Genomic DNA, 21,855 nt, shown 5'->3' on the forward strand with positions numbered 1-21,855 from the left:
CCCTGGTGCCCATCATCAGGGTTTTGTTTTTATAAGTATTTTTTCTTCTTCTATTTCATAGATTCTACTATTTGATGATTACCATAATATCTTATTATCAATCGAAATAACAATCGGTCTGACAGATCTTCATATCACCTTAAAGCTTACTACAGTTTTCCATCTATTATTAAACAGTGATCAGTCACTCAATATTCAGTTCATACTGAGTAATCACTGAACAAGCACTGAACAATCACTGAACGAGCACTGAACAAATACTGTTAGAATATCAAACCTGATCACTACTTGCCCCCAATGTGCTGCGACTAAGAATGAAAAGACAAAAAATGGTCTAAGTTACGCTTATGCAACAAAAAGTCGATGTTGTGCGCAAATAGATTGGTGGGATCCTTGACGGCTGTACAGGTTTGTTTCTATGCTGACTTTTGATTATTTTAGGAATAGCAAGTTTTTTTGTTATTTTACATATATCTTTTTCCCCAGGTACCATCGAAACACAATACCTACAGAAAAGTAAAACGATAAACTCATTCTCACATGGATCGAAAAAATTATAGAAAGCAAATTACCATTGGAGTGATCATTTCTTTTTCGCTTATCTTCCTTTCAGCCCTATATTTTTTCATATCGCTGCATCATAACTTAAATAACGAGCGAAGTATTGTTCGTGTCGCCGAAAATAGATTCAATATCATTAATGAAATCAAATCAAGTGTAGACGAGGTAAATGACATCAAACTTGATTACGTGAATAAGAAAGACGCTTCACTATTTATTCCTTATAAAATGGACTTAAAAAAAATGGATGAACTGTTACGATCTTTAAGTCTAAAAGATGATTTCTATCATGTTCAGCCAAACAGCACTGAAAACATCCGAAAGGATATTGTTGCATTTTACGACTTTGAGCAGGATATTGACAACACGAAGGAAACACAATCCATATCCCATAATATTCACGAGCGAAAAGCCGCGATATTAAATCAGATCGATCTCATGTCGAGAGACTTATTGGATCAACGGGCAAGACTCTTAGAAAGATCTAGAAATGAACTACAACTGGCCCAGTACATTACTTACCTTTTTATCGCTATTGGCTTAAGTGGATTTTTCTATATTCTCGCCAAAATTTCCTCGATCTCTAGATTTCTGAGGTCTACAGTGAAAAGTCAGCAAGAATCCAATAACCGCCTCCAACTATTGCAAGACCAGACCAACAGTGATAACTGGATTTTGAATGCTATAAATGGCATCGACGAACAATTACGCGGTGACTATACAGACAAGAAAATTGCCGAAATAAGCCTACATGCTATTGCTTCCACGACAAAAGCTTTAGGTGGGACTATTTATATTTTCGATGATAACTATCAGGAGTATCAGCTTTGCCACAAAATTGGCATTTCCTCCACACAGTTTATCAAACGAACGTTTAAGGAAAACGATGGTATTTTGGGCGAAGTCGCAAACAATCATGAAGTCGTTAAAATAAAGGACGTCGACCACAAGCATCTTATCTTAGAAACCTCATTATCCGACCGCTTAGAAACTGAGATTTATATTGTACCCTTCTCTTATGAAAACCAGTGTGTCGGTATCATGGAAATTTGTTGCCCAATTATTAATGCGAAGGACGAGCAACTGCGATTTAACTTCTTGGATAAAGCAAAAGATAACATTGCCGTTGTCATAAAAGTAGCCCAAACGCATGGAAAGCTTGCTGATCTTTATGAGGAACTTCAACAACAAACAGAGGAATTAGAGACTCAACAGGAGGAATTGAGAACAACCAATGAGGAGTTAATCCATAAGACACATTTGTTGGAGGCTTCTGAGGAAGAGCTTAGAGTACAGCAGGAAGAGCTTATCCAAACCAATAATGAGCTGGACGAGAAGGCCAAATTGCTCTTTGCACAAAATGAAGATCTGGAAAAAGCCCGTCAGGCCATAGCTCAAAAAATAGAGGAAGTAGAGCTGTCGAGCAAATATAAATCTGAATTTATGGCCAATATGAGCCATGAATTGCGGACACCACTCAATAGTATTCTCATTCTTGCCAAATTACTTCAGGATAACAAAAAGAAAAACCTCAGTGAAGACCAAATAAAGTATGCTTCTGTTATTCATAGTGCCGGCTCAGATCTCCTACATTTAATTAACGAATTGTTGGATCTGGCAAAAATTGAATCGGGGAAGGTTGAAGTCCAAAAAGAACGTATCAACACGTACGACCTTGTCAATTATATTAAAGATTTTTTCAGCGATACCGCAGCGTCGAAAGATATTCACTTCTTACTCGATGTCAATGTAAATGCACCGCAGGAATTCATTGGTGATGAACATCGTATACAACAAGTCCTCAAGAATTTATTATCGAATGCGTTCAAGTTTACAAGTGAAAAAGGCGAAGTTTCTTTAGGAATAATAGCTGAAGCAGAAAATCTTCTTTTTACGGTCAAAGATAACGGGATCGGGATCGCCCCTGAAAAACAAGAGCTTATCTTTGATGCTTTTAAACAGGAAGATGGCTCAACGAGCCGTAAATATGGTGGCACAGGTTTAGGCTTATCGATATGCCGCGAAATTGCTAGCTTATTAAAAGGGAAAATAATCTTATCCAGTAAGGTTGGTGAAGGTAGTATTTTCACCTTCAGTATCCCGCTAGAACAAGAAATTCAGGTTCCGAAAGTACCATCTATCGAAAAAGAAAGTAATCCGCCAACACAAATTCCGAAGGAAAATCCTATAGTCGAAAAAACAAAGTCAATCGACAACGATGGAAAACACAATAAACTGCTGATTATTGAAGACGATTTCATTTTTGCAGATATTCTAAAAGACTACGCCGAACAAAACGGCTACGATGTATACATCAGCTATGATGGGCAAGATGGGCTACAAAAAGCACAGAATTTACGCCCTGCCGCGATTATCCTAGATATTATGTTGCCTAAAATGGACGGCTGGGAAGTTCTTCGTAACCTCAAAAAAATCGACAGCACCAAGGAGATTCCTGTGCACATGATGTCGGCAGGAACATTTTTACATGACGAACCTATTTCTGCCGGGGCCATCGGGTTTATGGCTAAACCTGTGTCAGAAGAATCTTTGGCTGAAACATTCTTAAAAATAAAAGCATCGACTAGTCATCCACTGAAAAAAATTCTGCTGGTGGAAGATCAGGAAATCCAAAGCGATTTTATCAAACAATCTTTGGAAGAACAGCACATTCAGATATTTCAGGCCTTCAATGCGAGACAGGCTTTCGATTTATTAGATCAAGAGAAATTGTTTGACTGCATCATTATGGACCTAAACCTTCCTGACAAATCGGGCATTGAACTCCTGAATGAAATCAAATCGAACGATCAATTTAGGGATTTACCTATTATCATCAATACGGCAATGGAACTCACCACAGAGCAGACTTCCGAAATTTTGCATCACAGCCAAGCGATGGTCCTTAAGTCAGCGAAATCAAATAATCGCCTGATCGATGAAGTTAATTTATTCTTAAATAAAATCCGCAGCAATAAGCGCGAATACAATATGTTCAATCACGCCGGAGCTTCTGTCATTGCTGAAAACAATTTAGCTTCCAAAACAGTACTACTAGCAGATGACGATATGCGAAATATATTTGCCCTTAGCACGGCGTTTGAAAGCTATGATATGAACATTGAAATTGCCAATAATGGTCAGGAGGCATTAGATATTCTTGAACGAAATGAACAGATTGACCTTGTCTTAATGGATATCATGATGCCCGTGATGGATGGTTATGAAGCTATTGAAAAAATAAGGGCAAACAAGAAATTTGCAAACCTTCCAATTATTGCTGTGACAGCGAAAGCCATGAAAGGTGATCGGGAAAAAACAATTGCTGTTGGTGCAAACGATTATATTAGTAAACCGGTTGATGTTGACAAATTAATATCCCTAATGCGCGTATGGCTGAGTTAACTGATAAAATAGTAGCAATGATCAATTTTGAAGAGTTAGAAGAAGTTATTGATATAGTCAAAAATCTCCACGGATATGATGTGTCCGGCTATACAAGAGCTTCTTTAAAAAGACGTGTGACTAGAATAATGGAACTTAACAAGCTCAATCTACAGGAGCTAAAGTCCAATTTGATCAATCAGCCCGGATTCAGCACCTATTTCCTACAGGAAATTACAGTCAATGTGACTGAAATGTTTAGGGATCCCGATTTTTATAAAGCTGTAAAAACGGATGTATTTCCCTATCTCGCAACTTATCCACATATCAAACTCTGGAGTGCAGGTTGTTCGACTGGCGAAGAAGTCTATTCGCTAGCCATCTTATTAGAAGAAGCAAATCTTTACCAACGGGCGTTTATCTATGGCACCGATATCAATGGCAAAGTGTTAGAAAAGGCAAAACGCGGTATTTATTCGCTTACGAAAGTTAAGGAATACTCGGAAAATTTTATTAAGACGGAACCGAAAAACTCATTGTCAGATTATTATACAGCGATGTACAACGCCGCTACCATTAATAATAGTCTTAAAAAAAATGTCCTTTTCTCCATACATAGTTTGGTATCCGATGGCGTTTTTAATGAATTTCAACTGATTACCTGCCGTAATGTATTGATCTATTTTGATACTGAATTGCAAAATAAAGTCCTGGATTTATTCTATCATTCACTTTGCCATCTGGGCTTCTTATGTTTGGGAGCAAAAGAATCTTTAATCAACTATAAAGATGCTGCTAAATTTAAGATCGTAAACAAAAAACAGAATATTTACCAAAAAATTGGGTAGTAGGTAATGGAAAGAAAAATTCTTTTATTAGCGGGGTCTGCAGGTGGGTTTAGTGTGATTCTAAATATTTTAAAGTCATTGGAACGGCCAATTCGCATACCCGTTATTGTCATCGTACACAGAAACCCTAAGTATGCTTCTAGTATTGAGGACACGCTATCTAAAGCACTTGTTCAAAAAATAAAAACTGCAGATGATAAGGAAGCGATAGAAAATGGAACGATCTATTTTGCCCCTGCAGGCTATCATCTTTTAGTTGAACCAGACTATAGCTTTTCTTTGGATATCTCAGAACCTGTTCAATATTCCAGACCATCAATTGATGTGACTTTTGAATCCGTAGCCGAAATATATAAAGAAAATTGTACAGCTATTTTATTCTCTGGGGCGAATCAGGATGGTGCACAAGGATTATTAATGATAAAACGATACGGCGGGAAGACATTTGTACAAGACCCTGTGACTGCTGAAGTTCCCATCATGCCCGAAGCAGCTATTCAACTCGATGCGCAGGAACGCATTTTGAGCATTCAAGAAATAAAGGACTACGTCAAACAGTTGACTTAAAATTGTATTTAGATTTGCTAAAATGAAGAAGGTAAATATATTGATTGTCGATGATAAAATTGAAAATATTATCAGTCTAACAGCATTACTGGAGGATATCGAAAATATAAATATAGTGACGAGCACAGATCCCAACGAAGCTTTGAAAATCTGTTGGAAAGAGGATATTGATTTAGCACTTGTTGACGTACAGATGCCCGAGATCAATGGTTTTGAATTTGTTTCCTTCCTAAAGAAGAATCCGAAAACAAACCATATTATCCCTATTATGGTAACAGCAATCTCAAAAGAAGACAAATACCTTATTCAGGGACTAAATAGTGGAGCTGTGGATTATTTATATAAACCGCTTAACCCGGAAGCAACGATCGCGAAAGTAAAATCTTTTGTCCAGCAATTACTGATACAGCAAGAAATTAAAGAGAAAAACATAGCCTTAGAAGAATCAAAACAGGCGATTCTCAAAGCTAAAGAAGAGGCCGATCTTGCTCGAAAATCCAAGGAAACCTTTTTGGCCAATATGAGCCATGAGATCCGTACCCCGATTAACGGTATTATGGGCATTACACAGATGCTAAAAAACTCGCAGCTCACGCTAGAGCAAGAAAATTGGATCAATAAATTGGATTCTGCCTCTCAAAATCTGTTGACTATTATCAACGACATACTCGACCTATCGAAAGTTGACTCGGGTATGATGAAACTTAATATGGAATCTACCTCTGTACATGATATTACGGATGATCTAAACAATCTCTTCATTGATAAAGCGGTCTACAAAGGCCTGGATTTTTCAATTGATGTGGACGATCGGATCACAAGTTATTTTCTAACCGATCCACTTCGATTAAAACAAATACTGACCAACTTTATCTCCAATAGTTTTAAATTCACCTCGGAAGGTTCTGTTGTATTAAAGATTCAACTCCTAGCAGAAGATAACCATAGCATTTGTTTAGGGTTTCAGGTAATAGACACAGGGATCGGCATTGTAGAAGACGCCCTGGAGAAAATATTTATTGCGTTTGAACAGGGAGAGGATAGTATCACCAAAAAGTTTGGCGGTACAGGACTAGGTCTTGCGATTGTAAAACGTATTGCTGCGCTGCTCAACGGTCGGGTTTTTGCTTCAAGTGAATACGGTAAAGGAAGTATATTTTCTTTTGAATGTACCTTTGACAAAATCAAAGACAAACCGGTAGAGAAAGAAACGCAGGTACTCTATACGGAATTACCCAAGTTCAACTTTCCGATGATTCTCATTGCTGAAGACAATGAATTAAACAGTTTTATGCTGGCAAATATCCTGAAGAGCTGGAATTGCGAGATCACTTTGGCGACCAATGGCCTCATTGCATTAGAAGAAATCAATAAGAAAAAAATTGATCTGGTGTTTATGGACGCCCATATGCCACTCATGAGTGGTTTTGAAGCGATCAAGGAAATACGTCGAAACACGAATCCGATAATCGCAAACATGCCGATTATTTCCATTTCAGCCTCTGTGCTTCAAGCCGAACAACAGGAAGCGCTCGATGCTGGAGCCAATGAAGTTGTCGGAAAGCCATTCGATCCTATCAAATTATATAAAACAATTGATACTTTATTGTCAAAATTGAAATGATAGTTTCAATTTATCAATGAAATCATTAATTTTAGAACATAAACAATATGTTTTGATGTTATTTCTCAAGAACGCACATCCAGAAAGGAATCAAGTTCGTCATAACTTCATCACTAAACCGCTAAAGGCTGCGGAAATGCCTACAATAAATAAAAGATAAACAAACAATCATTCAAATGAAAAAACTTTTTATGATACCAGCAGTTGCAGTTGCTTTATCAATTGCATCTTGTGGTGGAAACAGTGACAAGTCTGAAAAATCAACTGGTACAGAAGCGACAACTTCAACCGAAAGCCAAGCAACAGAAACAGTGCTTGGTATTGAAAACGTAGCTATTTCCAACAGCTTATCTTTAGAAGGTAACGATCAAATGAAATATAATAAGGATCTTTTCCGTGTAAAAGCGGGTGAACCAGTAGAATTATCTTTCAAAAATGCAGGTACTATGCCGAAAGAGTCCATGGGACATAACGTCGTTATCCTAAAACCAGGTGTTGATCTTCCAACTTTCGGTGCTGAGGCTGCTGCAGCTGCTGCAGACGAATATATTCCAAAATCAGCTTTATCTTCAATTGTTTCCCACACCAAATTATTGGGACCTGGAGAAACTGATAAAATCACATTTACACTTGAAAAAGGAGTTTATACGTTTATTTGTAGCTTCCCTGGTCACTATGGTGTCATGCAAGGAAAAATTGTTGCAGAATAACAAATAAGTAAAAAAAGGATATTCATATTTTGAATATCCTTTTTTAGATTTATCCCCTTTATAAGCACCGCCCCGTTCCTCCCCAAGGTGCATACTTTCCATTCTTTTATCAAAAAAATGTAAAGTAAGGGTCTTTGATCACAAATCGTAAGTTTTGATTTCCTATCCCATTAATAATCATTAAATTTGTGCTACAAAAAAATAAAACGTAATCAATGCAATACGACGTAATTGTAATCGGAAGTGGTCCAGGCGGATATGTAGGAGCTATCCGTTGTGCCCAATTAGGATTAAAAACAGCTGTTATTGAAAAATATAGCACATTTGGTGGTACTTGTCTTAACGTTGGATGTATTCCTTCAAAAGCGCTTTTAGATTCTTCGGAGCATTACCACAATGCTGCGCACAATTTTGATGCATTTGGCATCAGTTTGAAAGATCTGAAAGTAGACATGGCAAAGATGATTGCTCGTAAAGACGATGTCATTGCCCAAAATACTGCCGGTATCACCTTCTTATTTAAGAAGAATAAAATTGACAGTTTTCAGGGTGTCGGTTCATTTGTGGACAAAAACACCATCAAAATAACGAAAGCAGATGGTTCTACAGAGCAGATCACTGCTAAAAATGTAATTATCGCAACGGGATCGAAACCGACTTCATTGCCTTTCTTACCTGTTGATAAAAAAAGAATCATTACCTCAACCGAAGCACTTAACCTAAAAGAAATACCAAAACACCTTATTGTCATTGGTGGTGGTGTTATCGGTTTGGAACTCGGTTCAGTTTATGCGCGTTTGGGTTCAAAAGTATCTGTTGTTGAATTTGCAAAATCTATCATCGGTACAATGGATGGTGGCTTAGGAAAAGAACTACAACGTGTTTTGAAAAAATCATTGGGCATGGAGTTCTATTTAGGTCATAAAGTGACTGGAGCTTCCGCGAAAGGTAAAGTTGTAAAAGTAACTGCTGAAGATCCAAAAGGACAAGAAGTAACTTTAGAAGGCGACTACTGTATCGTAGCCGTTGGTCGTACCGCGTATTCTGAAGGTTTAGGATTAGAAAATATCGGCATCACAGTAGAAGAAAGAGGTAAGAAAATCCCCGTTAATGCCCATCTGGAAACAGCAGTGCAAGGTGTATTTGCAATTGGTGATGTGATCACTGGAGCAATGTTGGCACACAAAGCTGAGGACGAAGGTGTATATGTTGCAGAATATATCGCAGGTCAAAAACCACATATTGATTATAATTTGATTCCAGGTGTTGTTTATACTTGGCCTGAAGTTGCTTCTGTTGGCAAGACGGAAGAACAACTTAAAGAGGCTGGTGTAAAATACAAAGCTGGATCATTCTCTTTCAAAGCTTCTGGTCGTGCAAAAGCATCGGGTGACACCGACGGTTTTGTAAAAGTACTGGCAGACGCGACAACTGACGAAGTATTAGGTGTACATATGATCGGTCCTCGTGCAGCAGATATGATTGGTGAGGCAACCGTAGCTATGGAATACCGTGCATCTGCAGAAGATATCGCACGTATTTGCCACGCACACCCAACCTACACGGAAGCAATCAAAGAGGCGGCGCTAGCAGCTACAGCAAATAGAGCAATACACGCTTAGGCGATAAATATCGAAACGTAAGGGGAAAAGGAAACTTTTCCCCTTTCTCTTAACTACCTAAACACGATGAATTTTTACACAAGAAAGTGGGTCAAACCCGAAGACCTAAATCCCAATGGAACATTATTTGGCGGAACACTCCTGCGATGGATTGATGAAGAAGCGGTCATTTATGCTATCGTTCAATTAGGAAACCCCAAAGTGGTTACGAAATTTATTTCAGAAATTAACTTTGTAAGCTCAGCCAAACAAGGCGATATACTTGAACTGGGTATTGAAGCGATCAATTTTGGAACAACATCGTTAACGATGCGCTGCGAGGTCCGCAATAAAATATCCAGAAAAACAATTCTATCAATCGATAAATTGGTCTTTGTAAACCTGGATGAAGAAGGTAATCCTGCTCCCCACGGAAGGGATAGCATTACCTATGCGTATATGGGTATTGAGAAGACAGGTAGAGAGGATTAAACATCTCTCTCCTGTTCTTATTAATTGATATCTCCCGCAAAGGAAAGGGACACAAGTATTCGTCCATTGAATACAGGTGATTCCTCTGGTCTATTCGCAATCCAATTCCTTCTCTTACCTCTTCCTGAACCTTTATAAAAATCATGCATTTGAATTTTTATACAAACACTATGACTTCTGTCTTTTTCCTTCGATTTCTTTTTTAAGGTCCAATTCCACCCAAAAGCCAAAAATAGGGATCAAGGATGCTAAGAAATATTTTACCGCTTTTAATATAGGCCACTTGTATTCTACTGTTGACATAATCAGCATAACCACAAAAATAACAACAAAGAAGCCATGAATGGAACCGGCTATTTTGACAGCTTCGGGGATTCCCGCAAAATACTTCAAGGGCATAGCAATAAAAAACAAGCAAATGGTGGAGATAGCTTCCCACAAGGCGATCTGTCTGAATATTCTTAACATAATGATAAACTGTGTATTGTGAACTTCAAAAATAAGACACTAAAAACGCTTTAACTATTATTTTTCCCCCTTTGACCAGGATGTGACATTCAGCCAGAAACAGCGACAGTGTTTTATCAGAAACCGCCAATTTTACAATAAATAGTTCATATTCATCAGAAAAAATGCGTACTTTTGAATGAATATATGCTTCACATATTTTGTCATTTGAAGCTATAACACTCAACTACAGAATATTTATTTATATGAATTACGACATCATTGTAATCGGTAGTGGTCCAGGCGGGTATGTTGCTGCCATTAGAGCCGCTCAGTTAGGGTTCAAAACAGCGATTATTGAACGCGAATCATTAGGCGGAATCTGTCTAAACTGGGGCTGTATCCCTACAAAAGCATTATTGAAAAGTGCTCAGGTATTTGAATATTTAAACCATGCCGCTGATTACGGCATCAATGTTCAAGGTGGTGAGGCTGATTTTGACGCCATTGTCAAAAGAAGTCGCGGGGTTGCTGAAGGAATGAGTAAAGGTATTCAGTTCTTGATGAAAAAGAATAAAATCGACGTCATCAATGGAACTGCAAAAATTAAAAAAGGTGGTAAAATCGATGTGAAAGGAGCAGACGGTTCTACTAAAGAATATTCGGCAAAACATACCATCCTAGCGACTGGTGCACGTTCACGTGAATTGCCTAATTTACCGCAAGATGGTAAAAAAATCATCGGTTACCGTCAGGCAATGACACTTCCTAAGCAACCAAAGTCTTTAGTTGTTGTTGGCTCCGGTGCAATCGGTGTTGAATTCGCTTATTTCTATAATGCAATCGGAACAAAGGTAACGATCGTAGAGTTTATGGATAGAATCGTTCCTGTTGAAGATGAAGAAATTTCAAAACAATTAGAGAAAAGCTTAAAGAAACAAGGTATCACCATCTTAACGAAATCTGAAGTTCAATCCGTTGACACAACAGGTGAGTTGAGCAAAGTTTCAATCAAAACAGAAAAAGGTATTGAAGTTATCGAAGCAGAGATTGTCTTATCGGCTGTTGGTATCGCTCCAAATATCGAAAATATCGGCTTGGAAGAGGTTGGTGTAAAAACTGATCGCGGCCGTGTTGTTGTAGATGATTTCTACAAAACAAACATCGAAGGTGTATATGCTATCGGTGACATCGTTAAAGGCCAAGCCCTGGCTCACGTTGCCTCAGCAGAAGGGATCACATGTGTTGAAAAAATCAAAGGGCTACATGTTGAACCTATTGACTACAATAATATCCCAGGCTGTACCTATTGCTCCCCAGAAATTGCTTCTGTAGGTTATACTGAAAAAGCGGCAAAAGAAGCCGGCTATGAAATTAAAGTTGGTAAATTCCCATTCTCAGCTTCAGGAAAAGCTTCAGCTGCTGGTGCGAAAGATGGCTTTGTTAAAGTTATCTTTGACGCTAAATATGGTGAGTTTCTAGGCGCACACCTTATCGGAGCCAATGTGACCGAGATGATTGCAGAAGTTGTTGTTGCCCGCAAATTGGAAACAACAGGTCATGAAATGATTAAAACGATCCATCCTCACCCAACAATGAGTGAAGCGATTATGGAAGCTTGTGCTGATGCTTACGGTGAAGTGATCCACTTGTAGTATTAAAAAAAATAAAACTAAAAAGGGGAAANNTTTCCCCTTTTTAGTTTTATTGCCGAATGGATAATAGCGATTACATAACCAATCGTGACTTAAAGACGATCTGTTGATCGACAATTTCGGTATTGTCAATGCGTTCAAATAAGATTTCAGCGGCTTTACGCGCTTGCATGCCTGGAAATTGCTCTATGCGTCCCATTGGCGGATTTTCCATATATTGCCATAACGGATAGTTGGCATAACTAATAAAGAAAATATCTTGATTTAAGACAAGCCCCTTTTGTCTGGCTGCTTTCATCAAATCAAGTGTAACAAAGTCATTAAAAGATATAATGGCTGAAGGCCGCTCAGACATCGCGAATATATGATCCATCGCTTTCTCGTTTCCTTCCGTACTCAAATCCGTTTCGATGATATTCTTCTCCAGAATATCCATCCCATTCCTTTTCATTGCCGATAGGTAAGCTACTTTTCTGTCTTCACTAGCGGGCAGTGTTTTCGGCCCATTTACAAGCGCGATAACTTTGTGTCCACGGGCTACGAAGGCGTCCACAGCTTCGTTCATACCCGTAGAAAGATCACTTTGTACTTTATTGATATTGGGTAAACTAGGCACACAGTCAAAGAAAACAATCGGGATACCGGACGATTCCAATTTCTCAATAAATTCCAAATTGGTCGTCTTTTTACCTATAGACATTAAAATCCCGTCAACACGATGGTTTTTAAATGTTTTTAAAATTTGCTCTTCCCGATCAGGATCATCCAAGGATTGCCCCATCAGAACTGTATATCGGTGTTCTGATGCAACATTTTCAATTTCACTAATGGCGAAAGAAAAAAACGGTTCAGACAAACTCGGTAAGATTACAGCAATCGTAAAAGTTTTACGCTGCTTGAAGAATATAGCCGTCTGATTGGGTTCATAATTCAATTCTTCGGCCATTTTTTTAACCCGCATTGTTGTTACCAGTCCAATACTTGGGTGATCATTCAATGCTCTAGAAACTGTCGAAGGACTGATTTTGAGCTTCTTGGCAATTTCTTTAATCGTGGCAGGCTTGTTCACTTTATTCATAAATCCAAGGGCTTTATATAAAAATAGGGCTTTTATATCCCTAATCATAATTTTTTCTCAACAATATCGACAACGACTTTAATGGCAATTATTGTTGGTAGATTCAACAAAGATACTGACTGTAAACTTAGTCTACAAATTGAATTGCAGCCGTTTCAACGGTAAACTCCTTGGCGAGGAACTCCAATGGATCAATTTCCCTAAAAACAAGTTCATCTTTAAAATAAACCTTTATATCATCCCCATATTCACCCCAATCCACAAATTTAACTTTATTGAGTTGTTCTAGCGGATTTCCTTTCGTCAAAATACATACATGTTTATCTGCCGCTTTTAATTGCTTAAACAGCGTATTAATATGATCAAACAAATGTAACCGTAGCGGCAAAATTGCATTGACATGAAGCCGCTCAAAATTCTCTTTATATTTTGGATCAAATCCAAAAGTTTGCTGCGCATGTTCGAACAATAAATACTCACCTTGATGCTCAAGGTGATTTTTCATAAATTGAACCAAATCTGCTTGCGCAGGAACAGTCTCTGTAAATTCTATAAAACTAGCAAAAAGATAATATACTTGAAGTAAGTAATCCTTTTTAGGAAAAACAACATCATCCAATTCAAAAACATATACCTTTTTATCTTCTGGAAACATCATGATAAGTAAAAGCTTAAAATTAAGGGTTGTGTCGACATCGTTAAAACCTTAATGACACTGGCCACAACAATAAGATTCTATTTGGACACACAGATTAGCGCTAAGTCCTCGCCTGAATCCGAAGTGACAAACAATCCATCCAATGGCCTGTCAAATCTCGTCGAATCCAATAAATTGTTCCCCTTCGAAAGGAGTTTATAAGGCAATTCAGCAGGTGGATTTTCCATAACAGGAATAGTTTCAAGCTGCTGTTTATCGGGGACAAGAACGGAGATCTGATATTCCTCAAATAAAACCTTGGCAGTGGACAATGGCTCCAGCTCAAAACCACCCAGAGGCAAAACATAATCAACCTCTTGGTCTAAACTTAATTTGAGTATCTCATGCGCAAAAGTAGGAAGAAGACCTTTTGGAATTTTAGCATATTTCCCTGAGGCTAAAAGCAATTCGGGAATATCTTCTGAACTTGCATATAATATTTCGAAATCAGTCCCAAGTCTTTTAGCGATACGCATCGCCAAAGGTCTGGTCCCGAAAGTTATGAGTATTTTCTTCATTAAAAATATAATTATAATCCCGATTACTGTTACACGACTAACCCATCGCGCATATGAATCGTTCGATCCGAAATTCGGGCAAGCTCCTCATTATGAGTAACGATAATAAATGTCTGTTGAAATTTATGTCTAAGATCAAAAAACAATTGATGTAAAGCTGCCGCGTTCTCTGAGTCAAGATTACCCGAAGGTTCATCGGCCAAAATAATGGAAGGATCATTGATCAAAGCGCGGGCCACAGAAACGCGTTGTTGTTCGCCGCCAGACATTTCAGCGGGCTTGTGGTCAATACGATGAGAAACCCCCAATAATTCCAGCAATTCTCTTGCTTTAGCTTCCGCCTCGGATCTCCCTTTTCCCTGAATAAAAGCTGGAATACATACGTTTTCCAAGGCCGTAAATTCAGGCAGCAAATGGTGAAATTGAAAAACAAAACCGATATGTTCATTACGGAAAGCACTGAGCTTTTTAGCATTCAATTTTTGAACATCAACACCATTGATGAAAACTGTTCCCTGATCAGGCTTATCCAAGGTACCAATAATATGCAACAGTGTACTTTTTCCAGCTCCTGAGGCACCAACAATACTGACGATTTCCCCTTTTTCAACAGCGATATCAACACCTTTCAAAATTGGTAATGATCCATAAGCTTTGTGAATTCCTTTGGCATGTAACATCATAGGACAAAGATAAATAAATTTACGATACCACGAGTTTGAATAAATAAGCTGTTATTTCTCTATTCCAGCCATTTTATTTTGTCTAAATGTCAAAAAATAGATAAAAGAGCAACTTATCCCTTGTCTTATCCCCCAAAAAATTATATTTTTACGCCAAATATTTTTGCAAATGAACATTCACGAATATCAAGGAAAGCAAATACTAAAGAGCTTTGGTGTGCGCGTACAGGAAGGTATCGTAGCAGATACTCCAGAGCAAGCTGTGGAAGCGGCCAAAAAAATGAAAGAAGACTACAATTCTGATTGGGTTGTTGTTAAAGCTCAAATTCACGCTGGTGGCCGTGGTAAAGGTGGTGGTGTCAAGTTGGCTAAGAACTTAGATGAAGTCAAACAAAGAGCAACTGACATCATTGGCATGCAATTAGTAACGCCTCAAACTGGACCTGAAGGTAAAAAAGTAAACAAAGTTTTGGTAGCTCAAGACGTTTATTATCCAGGCGAGAGCGAAACAAAAGAATTCTACATGTCTGTATTATTAGACCGTGCTAAAGGACGTAACATCGTTATGTACTCTACAGAAGGTGGTATGGATATCGAAGAAGTTGCAGAAAAAACACCACACTTGATTTTCAAAGAAGAAATCGATCCAAAAGTAGGCTTACAAGGATTCCAAGCACGTAAAATTGCTTTCAATCTTGGTCTTTCTGGTGCTGCACACAAAGAAATGGTAAAATTTGTTGCTGCTCTTTACAAAGCATACGATTCTACAGACTCTTCTATGTTTGAGATCAATCCGGTATTAAAAACTTCAGACGACAAGATCTTAGCAGTTGATGCGAAGGTAAATCTTGATGAGAACGCTTTGTACCGTCACCCAGATTACGCTGCTATGCGTGACGTAACTGAAGAAGATCCGACGGAAGTTGAAGCTGGTGAATCAAACCTTAACTACGTTAAATTAGATGGTAACGTAGGTTGTATGGTAAATGGTGCTGGTTTAGCAATGGCTACAATGGACATCATCAAATTAGCTGGTGGTGAACCTGCAAATTTCTTGGACGTAGGTGGTACTGCTAACGCTGAAACTGTAAAGGCTGGTTTCAATATCATCTTAAAGGACCCTAACGTAAAAGCGATCTTAATTAATATCTTCGGTGGTATTGTTCGTTGTGACCGTGTTGCTCAAGGTGTAATTGATGCTTACAGCGAAATCGGTAACATCCCTGTTCCAATCATCGTTCGCCTTCAAGGTACGAATGCTGAAGAGGCTAAAAAATTAATTGATGAGTCCGGTTTACAAGTTTATTCCGCAATCTTATTGAAAGAAGCTGCTGAATTGGTAACAAAAGTATTAAAAGGTTAGTTCCTTTAATCATCATAACAAAAAGCGCGGATTAGTTATAATCCGCGCTTTTTTGTTTCTATCGGCTATTTCTGTACGCCACAACGAAAAAAAAGCACTTCCTACCGATCCGATATTTCATAGCAAAGTGAGCTATGTGTCGTTTCCCCTGCTTTGCGTTTTCACCCATCTTTATTTCAGAAAATATTTTTCCTTTGCACATTAACGAACCATCTTCAAGTGAATTAAATCAACATTTATAACCAATAAACCAACAGAATAGCTTATTTTTGTATTGCTTTTCTAACAAAGCATCTTTTACAAGTCAATCTCCAAAAATTAAGATGGAACACACAAGAATAAAGGAACTATTGAATGCCACAGAATTTGGCAAAGAGGTCGTTGTTAAAGGTTGGGTAAGAACTTTCCGTAACAATCAGTTTATAGCAATCAATGACGGTTCGTCAATCAATAATATTCAAGCAGTAGTCGATTTTGAAAATACACCTGAAGATATCTTAAAACGGATCACCACTGGAGCAGCAGTTCGCGTAAAAGGTCAATTGGTAGAATCACTGGGTAAAGGGCAAAAAGTTGAGGTTAAAGCGACAGAAGTTAGTATTATTGGCGACTCTGATCCCGAAAAATATCCATTACAGCCCAAAAAGCATAGCTTAGAATTTTTACGTGAAATTGCGCATTTGCGTTTCCGTACCGGAACATTCAATGCGGTTTTCAAAGTGCGTAATGCTTTAGCATTTGCAGTACACAAGTTTTTTCAGGAAAATGACTTTGTCTACATGCATACACCAATCATCACAGGTTCGGATGCGGAAGGTGCTGGAGAAATGTTCCAGGTTACAACCTTGGATTTAAAAAACCCGCCACGTAAAGAAAATGGAGATATCGATTTCAAAGAAGACTTCTTTGGGAAATCGACGAACCTTACTGTATCAGGCCAATTAGAAGGGGAGCTTGGCGCTATGGCCTTTGGAAACATCTATACGTTCGGCCCTACATTTAGAGCGGAAAACTCAAATACAACACGTCACTTAGCCGAATTTTGGATGATCGAACCAGAAATGGCTTTCTATGAATTGGAAGACAATATGGATCTGGCCGAAGCTTTGCTGAAATATGTCATCAAATACGCTTTGGAAACTTGTCCAGAAGAAATTGAGTTCTTAACAAATCGCTTAATGGAAGAAGAGAAATCAAAACCAGCTGCGGAACGGTCAGAATTAAACCTGGTAGAGAAATTGAACTTTGTTTTAACAAACGATTTTGAACGCGTAACCTATACAGATGCCGTTGAAATATTAAAGCGTAGCAAACCAAACCAGAAGAAACAATTCAAATATTTAATTGATGACTGGGGAGCTGATTTACAATCGGAACACGAACGTTATTTGGTGGAAAAACACTTCAAAAAACCTGTTATCTTAACAGACTATCCACGCGAAATCAAGTCCTTTTATATGAAGCAAAATGAGCCGGATGCACAAGGAAGAAACACAGTCCGTGCCATGGACATTCTTTTTCCAGGTATTGGTGAAATGGTCGGTGGTTCGCAACGTGAAGAAAATCTTGATCGCTTACTCGATCGCATGGCTGAAGTTGGTATTCCTGCAGAAGAAATGGAGTGGTTCTTGGATACACGACGCTTTGGTTCAGTCCCACATTCAGGATTTGGTGTAGGCTTTGAGCGCTTGGTATTATTCACAACCGGAATGACAAATATCCGCGATGTAATACCATTTCCGCGCACACCGAAAAACGCAGAATTTTAATCTAAAGAACAACAGCCAAAACAAAATATTTTGGCTGTTGTTCTTTTATATATAGTGTATCTGAATGCAGATAATAACCATTGCCCTATTGACATCCTACAATAGGGCCTGAGATTAGACCTAATTCAGGTGCTTAACAAAAATAAAAATGCTCATTAAGATATATAACGATAACCCCAATCCCAGGGCAATAGAACAGGCAGTTGATATTCTTCGCCGTGGTGGTGTAATTATCTACCCTACCGATACCGTATACGGTATTGGCTGTGATATCACGCAACAAAAAGCCATAGAACGCTTATGTGAAATTAGGGGGCTAAAACCAGAAAAGGCGAACCTATCATTTATCTGCTATGATTTAACAGATATTTCGCAGTACACAAAATCCTTCGATACCTCCGTATTCCGTGTATTGAAAAAAGCATTGCCAGGACCCTTTACTTTTATTTTTAACGCAACAACTAAAGTCCCTAAGCTCCTAAGTTCCAAAAAGAAGACCGTGGGTATCCGTGTTCCAGACAATAATATTGTTCGTGAAATTGTCAGACAATTAGGCAACCCTATTGTGACAGCCTCCATTCACGATGAAGATGAAATTATTGAATATTCTACCGATCCAGAATTAATTCACGAAAAATACGAAGATCTAGTTGATGCTGTTATAGATGGCGGTTATGGCGATAATGTCGCATCTACCGTGGTTGATCTTACAGAAGGAACTTTTGAAGTAATTCGTGAAGGAAAAGGTGACTTGGAGCAATTCCTATAAAAACCAACTTTCAATAGAAATTCTACATACTGACCTATTTGCAAAATTTTCCCCAGCGTCATTGTTGGTAATTTGTGCATAAACTACTCCCGTCAACATACTTATTAACAAAACAAGCTACTTATTAACATAGAGAATGTTAATAAGTAGCTTAATGACCTATGCGCATCAACATAAAATGTGCACAAGTAACCACTTATCAACATGAAATTGTTAATAACACAAATTAACAGGAGTCAAAAAAACACCAAAATGTGTATAAGTAGGGGGTTATACACATAAAAATGTGTATAAGTTAGCGGTCATCGACAAATTTGTTAAATAGCGTGTTTATAAAAAAGCTATACTAACCGATCCCTGTGGAAAGTTAAGAACTATATGCTATCCGTCTTTTTATCGCTATGTTGAAAAGGTCAAATCTGCGCTTTGTTTCTATAAGTAGTTTTCAGAAAAGGAAAAAACAATCCAACACAATTCACCTTGGACAAATCTAACCTGTGCATTTCCGACCGGTTGCTTTTCAAACTGTTTGATAGTTGGGCTCCATTCCTCTTCTGCTGTCGCGTCAATGAGAATACTCGTTTTAATTCAATACGCTCGAAGTTTGAGAAAAGTTTTAAGGCACTAGCCTCAGATATAGGAAAAAAATATTAAAAGAGTTGCTCTAACATGAAAGGAGGTTTTATAAAATCACGACTTCTTCAATAATGACGTGACCTACATATTCATTTACTCTTCCTAGAATTTGTCTTCGCATAAGCGCCAATTCATTCTTAATAACAGCAGACTCTACCCGTACGAACAGTTTTTTATCACGAACATATAGCTGCTGTGTGCGATTAGCAATAGCCTTACCAATTAATTGAGGCCAAACAGATGCGATCGAAGTTTCATCAAATTTCCTTCGTAGCTTATAAGCCTCCAAAAGACGCTCAACCCCCTCTTTAATCGTCATATCGTCGCTTGACCGAATGAATTCTAGGCTTTTTTTAGTTTGCTTCTTATACATTGACTTGTCCTCCTTCAATATCAAAGATACGAACAGGGCGGCTGATTTCGTCAAAGATTCGCTGAATTCTCATGGAATCTGTATCCGTCAGGAAAATCTGTCCAAAATCATCTTCTGAAACCATCTGCATCAATTTATGTGTACGGCGATCATCAAGTTTATCAAAGATGTCATCCAAAAGAAGTAAAGGCTTAAAACCTTTTTTCTGTTGTAGATAAGAATATTGCGCAAGCTTCAGTGCAATTAGAAAAGATTTTTGTTGGCCCTGGGAGCCAAACTTTTTTAAGGGCATTCCACCGTGAATGGTAAAGATCAGATCATCTTTATGTATTCCCTGAGTTGTGCGTTCCAGAATACGGTCACGTTCCAAATTCTTCTCCAAAATATTTAGAAAAGAATCAGCCATTAAAGGCGATTCATAGTGTAAGTGAACAGACTCTGCATCCTCGGTAAGGAACTGATAGTGTCGATCAAACTCTGACTGAAATTCCTCCATAAAAGACCTTCTTTTCTGGAAAATAATATTTCCTACTTCTTCAAGTTGAAAATTGAGAATTTCGATTAGGCCCAGATCCAATACACTGGTTTGACGCGCTTGTTTAAGGAGACTATTACGTTGGGCTAAAAACTTATTATAAATAATTAGGGTATCTAAATATTTATTATCTGTCTGGGAAATCACATTATCGACAAACTTTCTGCGCTCTTCACTCCCATCTGTTACGATGATGCTATCATTGGGAGATATCATGACCAAAGGAAATAAGCCGATATGGTCAGCGAGTCGGGGATAATCCTTTTTATTTTTTTTAAACTGCTTTTTCTGATTTTTCTTAAGGCTACAAGAAATGAAGTCACTAATTGATTCTTTATCAAACTCACCCTGTACCATAAACCAGTCATTACCTGATTTGATATGCTGCGAATCAATTGGATTGAAATAACTTTTACAGAGTGATAAATAGTGAATCGCATCCAAAAGATTGGTTTTACCAACACCATTATTCCCTGTAAACGCATTTACCTCGGGAAGAAATTCCAAAGATGATTCCGAGTAATTCTTGAAATTCAGAACAGAAAGTTGCTTCAGCCACATAGCACAAAGATACGCTATTTGGGTTGCTAAAAATTATTTTATTTCCTCAAAATCCACAAACTCACCAGCAGTTTCAGTCCCTTTACGTTCAGGGCCATCCTTCGGTGGAATGTAATCGACATGTACCTTCCCTTCGGGCTGAGACCTTTTACTTTCCTGTTGTCCTTGACCATTACATTCATAATAAAATGTACCGCCTGATCCTTGGCTACCGTATGCTCCACCCTGCTGCTGCGCTTTTTTCATCAACTTTTCAGCTGCCTTACGCATTGCAAATGGTAAAAATAATCTAAATAAGAATCTTACTACAAAGTAAACAGCGAATGCAATAAGTATAAATTTTAAAAATGCCATAGTTAATTCGTTGCTATTTTCTCAAATTTAACCAATAACTCGATAAACTGTTGTCTTTAAAATGTCAGATAAGAATTTATTAACAAATTTTAAGACTTTCCTAATCGCCCTTTTGTTTCCATAATTATTCGATAGAGCTCTTCTTGGCGCTGTGTTCCCAATACGTAAGTAAGACCATCTTTATCTGTTAAAAAAACAGCATTTTTGCCACCAGCAAAGAATTTAATCTTTCCTTTTGTATGCAGGTTATAAACCGGATTATTGAAAAAGAATGTGCTATAAGGCGCCTTTTCTATTTTTGTAATAGAGGCAAGATCGATTTTGACGACACGAGTAGACCATAGTCCACTAATCAGTATATGGTCTTGAAATACTTCCGTACGGAATAATACCATATACATCATGACAATGGACGTGATGATAATACCTACTCCTACGATAAAGAACAATTGACTCGATATCAAATGGTCTAAATTCAAATAAAATGCTGTGAAGCAAAAAAGTACGAGCACCAAACGCACGCTTATCCAAACACGGTCACGACCTAAATATTGATTTTCCGAATAAAGTACACCTTCTTTCATTTACTTAAGATTTAGCTATTAATTTGGAGACTTCACACCATTGTTT

The 21,855-nt window shown here is 38.0% G+C and carries 20 protein-coding genes; 11 read left to right on the forward strand and 9 right to left on the reverse strand.

What is annotated here, in order from left to right; all coding sequences use genetic code 11:
* The first annotated feature begins 540 nt into the window (after positions 1 to 540).
* The 7 genes from B3H30_RS03665 to B3H30_RS03695 all read left to right on the forward strand — a co-directional run bounded on the left by B3H30_RS03665 (position 541) and on the right by B3H30_RS03695 (position 9,787).
* Positions 541 to 3,966 (forward strand): hybrid sensor histidine kinase/response regulator, encoded by a 3,426-nt coding sequence (locus B3H30_RS03665; RefSeq protein WP_201639736.1) that lies wholly within the window; start codon positions 541 to 543, stop codon positions 3,964 to 3,966.
* Positions 3,954 to 4,793, forward strand: a complete 840-nt coding sequence (locus B3H30_RS03670) for a CheR family methyltransferase (RefSeq protein WP_236560115.1) — start codon at positions 3,954 to 3,956, stop codon at positions 4,791 to 4,793. Before B3H30_RS03665 ends, B3H30_RS03670 begins: the two co-directional genes overlap by 13 nt.
* A 6-nt stretch (positions 4,794 to 4,799) precedes the next feature.
* Positions 4,800 to 5,360 (forward strand): chemotaxis protein CheB, encoded by a 561-nt coding sequence (locus B3H30_RS03675; RefSeq protein WP_070562064.1) that lies wholly within the window; start codon positions 4,800 to 4,802, stop codon positions 5,358 to 5,360.
* A gap of 22 nt (positions 5,361 to 5,382) precedes the next feature.
* Complete coding sequence (locus B3H30_RS03680; protein WP_070562062.1) at positions 5,383 to 6,984, forward strand: response regulator; 1,602 nt, start codon at positions 5,383 to 5,385, stop codon at positions 6,982 to 6,984.
* Positions 6,985 to 7,160: 176 nt separating this feature from the next.
* Positions 7,161 to 7,694, forward strand: coding sequence for a plastocyanin/azurin family copper-binding protein (locus tag B3H30_RS03685; protein WP_286833321.1), 534 nt, complete (start codon positions 7,161 to 7,163; stop codon positions 7,692 to 7,694).
* A 215-nt stretch (positions 7,695 to 7,909) separates the two neighbouring features.
* Positions 7,910 to 9,316 (forward strand): dihydrolipoyl dehydrogenase, encoded by a 1,407-nt coding sequence (gene lpdA, locus B3H30_RS03690; RefSeq protein WP_070560648.1) that lies wholly within the window; start codon positions 7,910 to 7,912, stop codon positions 9,314 to 9,316.
* A gap of 66 nt (positions 9,317 to 9,382) precedes the next feature.
* Complete coding sequence (locus tag B3H30_RS03695) at positions 9,383 to 9,787, forward strand: acyl-CoA thioesterase (protein ID WP_046674085.1); 405 nt, start codon at positions 9,383 to 9,385, stop codon at positions 9,785 to 9,787.
* Between the two features lie 168 nt (positions 9,788 to 9,955).
* Here the strand turns inward: B3H30_RS03695 and B3H30_RS03700 are convergent, their stop codons facing one another.
* Entirely contained in the window at positions 9,956 to 10,255 is a 300-nt protein-coding gene (locus B3H30_RS03700; RefSeq protein WP_046674086.1) for a DUF3817 domain-containing protein, read from the reverse strand.
* A 245-nt stretch (positions 10,256 to 10,500) separates the two neighbouring features.
* Between B3H30_RS03700 and lpdA (B3H30_RS03705) the strand changes: the two genes are divergently transcribed.
* Positions 10,501 to 11,889 (forward strand): dihydrolipoyl dehydrogenase, encoded by a 1,389-nt coding sequence (gene lpdA / locus B3H30_RS03705; protein WP_070560650.1) that lies wholly within the window; start codon positions 10,501 to 10,503, stop codon positions 11,887 to 11,889.
* A gap of 73 nt (positions 11,890 to 11,962) precedes the next feature.
* Here lpdA (B3H30_RS03705) and B3H30_RS03710 read toward each other — a convergent pair whose 3' ends face one another.
* The 4 genes from B3H30_RS03710 to B3H30_RS03725 form a co-directional block, all read right to left on the reverse strand.
* Positions 11,963 to 12,967 carry a LacI family DNA-binding transcriptional regulator gene (locus tag B3H30_RS03710; protein ID WP_070560710.1) on the reverse strand — a complete coding sequence of 335 codons (1,005 nt, stop codon included), beginning with the start codon at positions 12,965 to 12,967 and terminating at the stop codon, positions 11,963 to 11,965.
* 127 nt (positions 12,968 to 13,094) lie between these two features.
* Positions 13,095 to 13,625 carry a hypothetical protein gene (locus B3H30_RS03715; protein WP_070560652.1) on the reverse strand — a complete coding sequence of 177 codons (531 nt, stop codon included), beginning with the start codon at positions 13,623 to 13,625 and terminating at the stop codon, positions 13,095 to 13,097.
* Positions 13,626 to 13,702: 77 nt separating this feature from the next.
* On the reverse strand, positions 13,703 to 14,182 hold the full coding sequence (locus tag B3H30_RS03720; protein ID WP_070560653.1) for a hypothetical protein: 480 nt from the start codon (positions 14,180 to 14,182) through the stop codon (positions 13,703 to 13,705).
* 29 nt (positions 14,183 to 14,211) lie between these two features.
* Entirely contained in the window at positions 14,212 to 14,862 is a 651-nt protein-coding gene (locus B3H30_RS03725) for an ABC transporter ATP-binding protein (RefSeq protein WP_172462322.1), read from the reverse strand.
* 172 nt (positions 14,863 to 15,034) lie between these two features.
* Between B3H30_RS03725 and sucC the strand changes: the two genes are divergently transcribed.
* From sucC to B3H30_RS03740, 3 genes are all read left to right on the forward strand, one after another.
* Complete coding sequence (sucC, locus tag B3H30_RS03730) at positions 15,035 to 16,228, forward strand: ADP-forming succinate--CoA ligase subunit beta (RefSeq protein WP_046674091.1); 1,194 nt, start codon at positions 15,035 to 15,037, stop codon at positions 16,226 to 16,228.
* 323 nt (positions 16,229 to 16,551) lie between these two features.
* A complete protein-coding gene (gene asnS, locus B3H30_RS03735; RefSeq protein WP_112373791.1) occupies positions 16,552 to 17,997 on the forward strand; it encodes an asparagine--tRNA ligase in 1,446 nt (481 codons plus the stop codon).
* A 148-nt stretch (positions 17,998 to 18,145) separates the two neighbouring features.
* Positions 18,146 to 18,766, forward strand: a complete 621-nt coding sequence (locus tag B3H30_RS03740; RefSeq protein WP_070560659.1) for an L-threonylcarbamoyladenylate synthase — start codon at positions 18,146 to 18,148, stop codon at positions 18,764 to 18,766.
* 682 nt (positions 18,767 to 19,448) lie between these two features.
* On the opposite strand, the gene B3H30_RS03745 is transcribed toward B3H30_RS03740, so the two are convergent.
* From B3H30_RS03745 to B3H30_RS03760, 4 genes are all read right to left on the reverse strand, one after another.
* Positions 19,449 to 19,775, reverse strand: coding sequence for a DUF721 domain-containing protein (locus tag B3H30_RS03745; RefSeq protein ID WP_070560660.1), 327 nt, complete (start codon positions 19,773 to 19,775; stop codon positions 19,449 to 19,451).
* Positions 19,768 to 20,871 carry a DNA replication/repair protein RecF gene (gene recF / locus B3H30_RS03750; RefSeq protein ID WP_115047256.1) on the reverse strand — a complete coding sequence of 368 codons (1,104 nt, stop codon included), beginning with the start codon at positions 20,869 to 20,871 and terminating at the stop codon, positions 19,768 to 19,770. The genes B3H30_RS03745 and recF overlap by 8 nt, the downstream gene beginning before the upstream one ends.
* 33 nt (positions 20,872 to 20,904) lie before the next feature.
* Positions 20,905 to 21,225: a DUF4834 family protein gene (locus B3H30_RS03755; protein ID WP_115047254.1), complete on the reverse strand. Its 321-nt coding sequence runs from the start codon at positions 21,223 to 21,225 to the stop codon at positions 20,905 to 20,907.
* Positions 21,226 to 21,314: 89 nt separating this feature from the next.
* Positions 21,315 to 21,809, reverse strand: a complete 495-nt coding sequence (locus B3H30_RS03760; protein WP_070560665.1) for a hypothetical protein — start codon at positions 21,807 to 21,809, stop codon at positions 21,315 to 21,317.
* Positions 21,810 to 21,855: the final 46 nt, after the last annotated feature.

This window comes from Sphingobacterium sp. UBA7038, from assembly GCF_002494055.1.
GTDB classification, from domain to species: Bacteria; Bacteroidota; Bacteroidia; order Sphingobacteriales; family Sphingobacteriaceae; genus Sphingobacterium; species Sphingobacterium multivorum.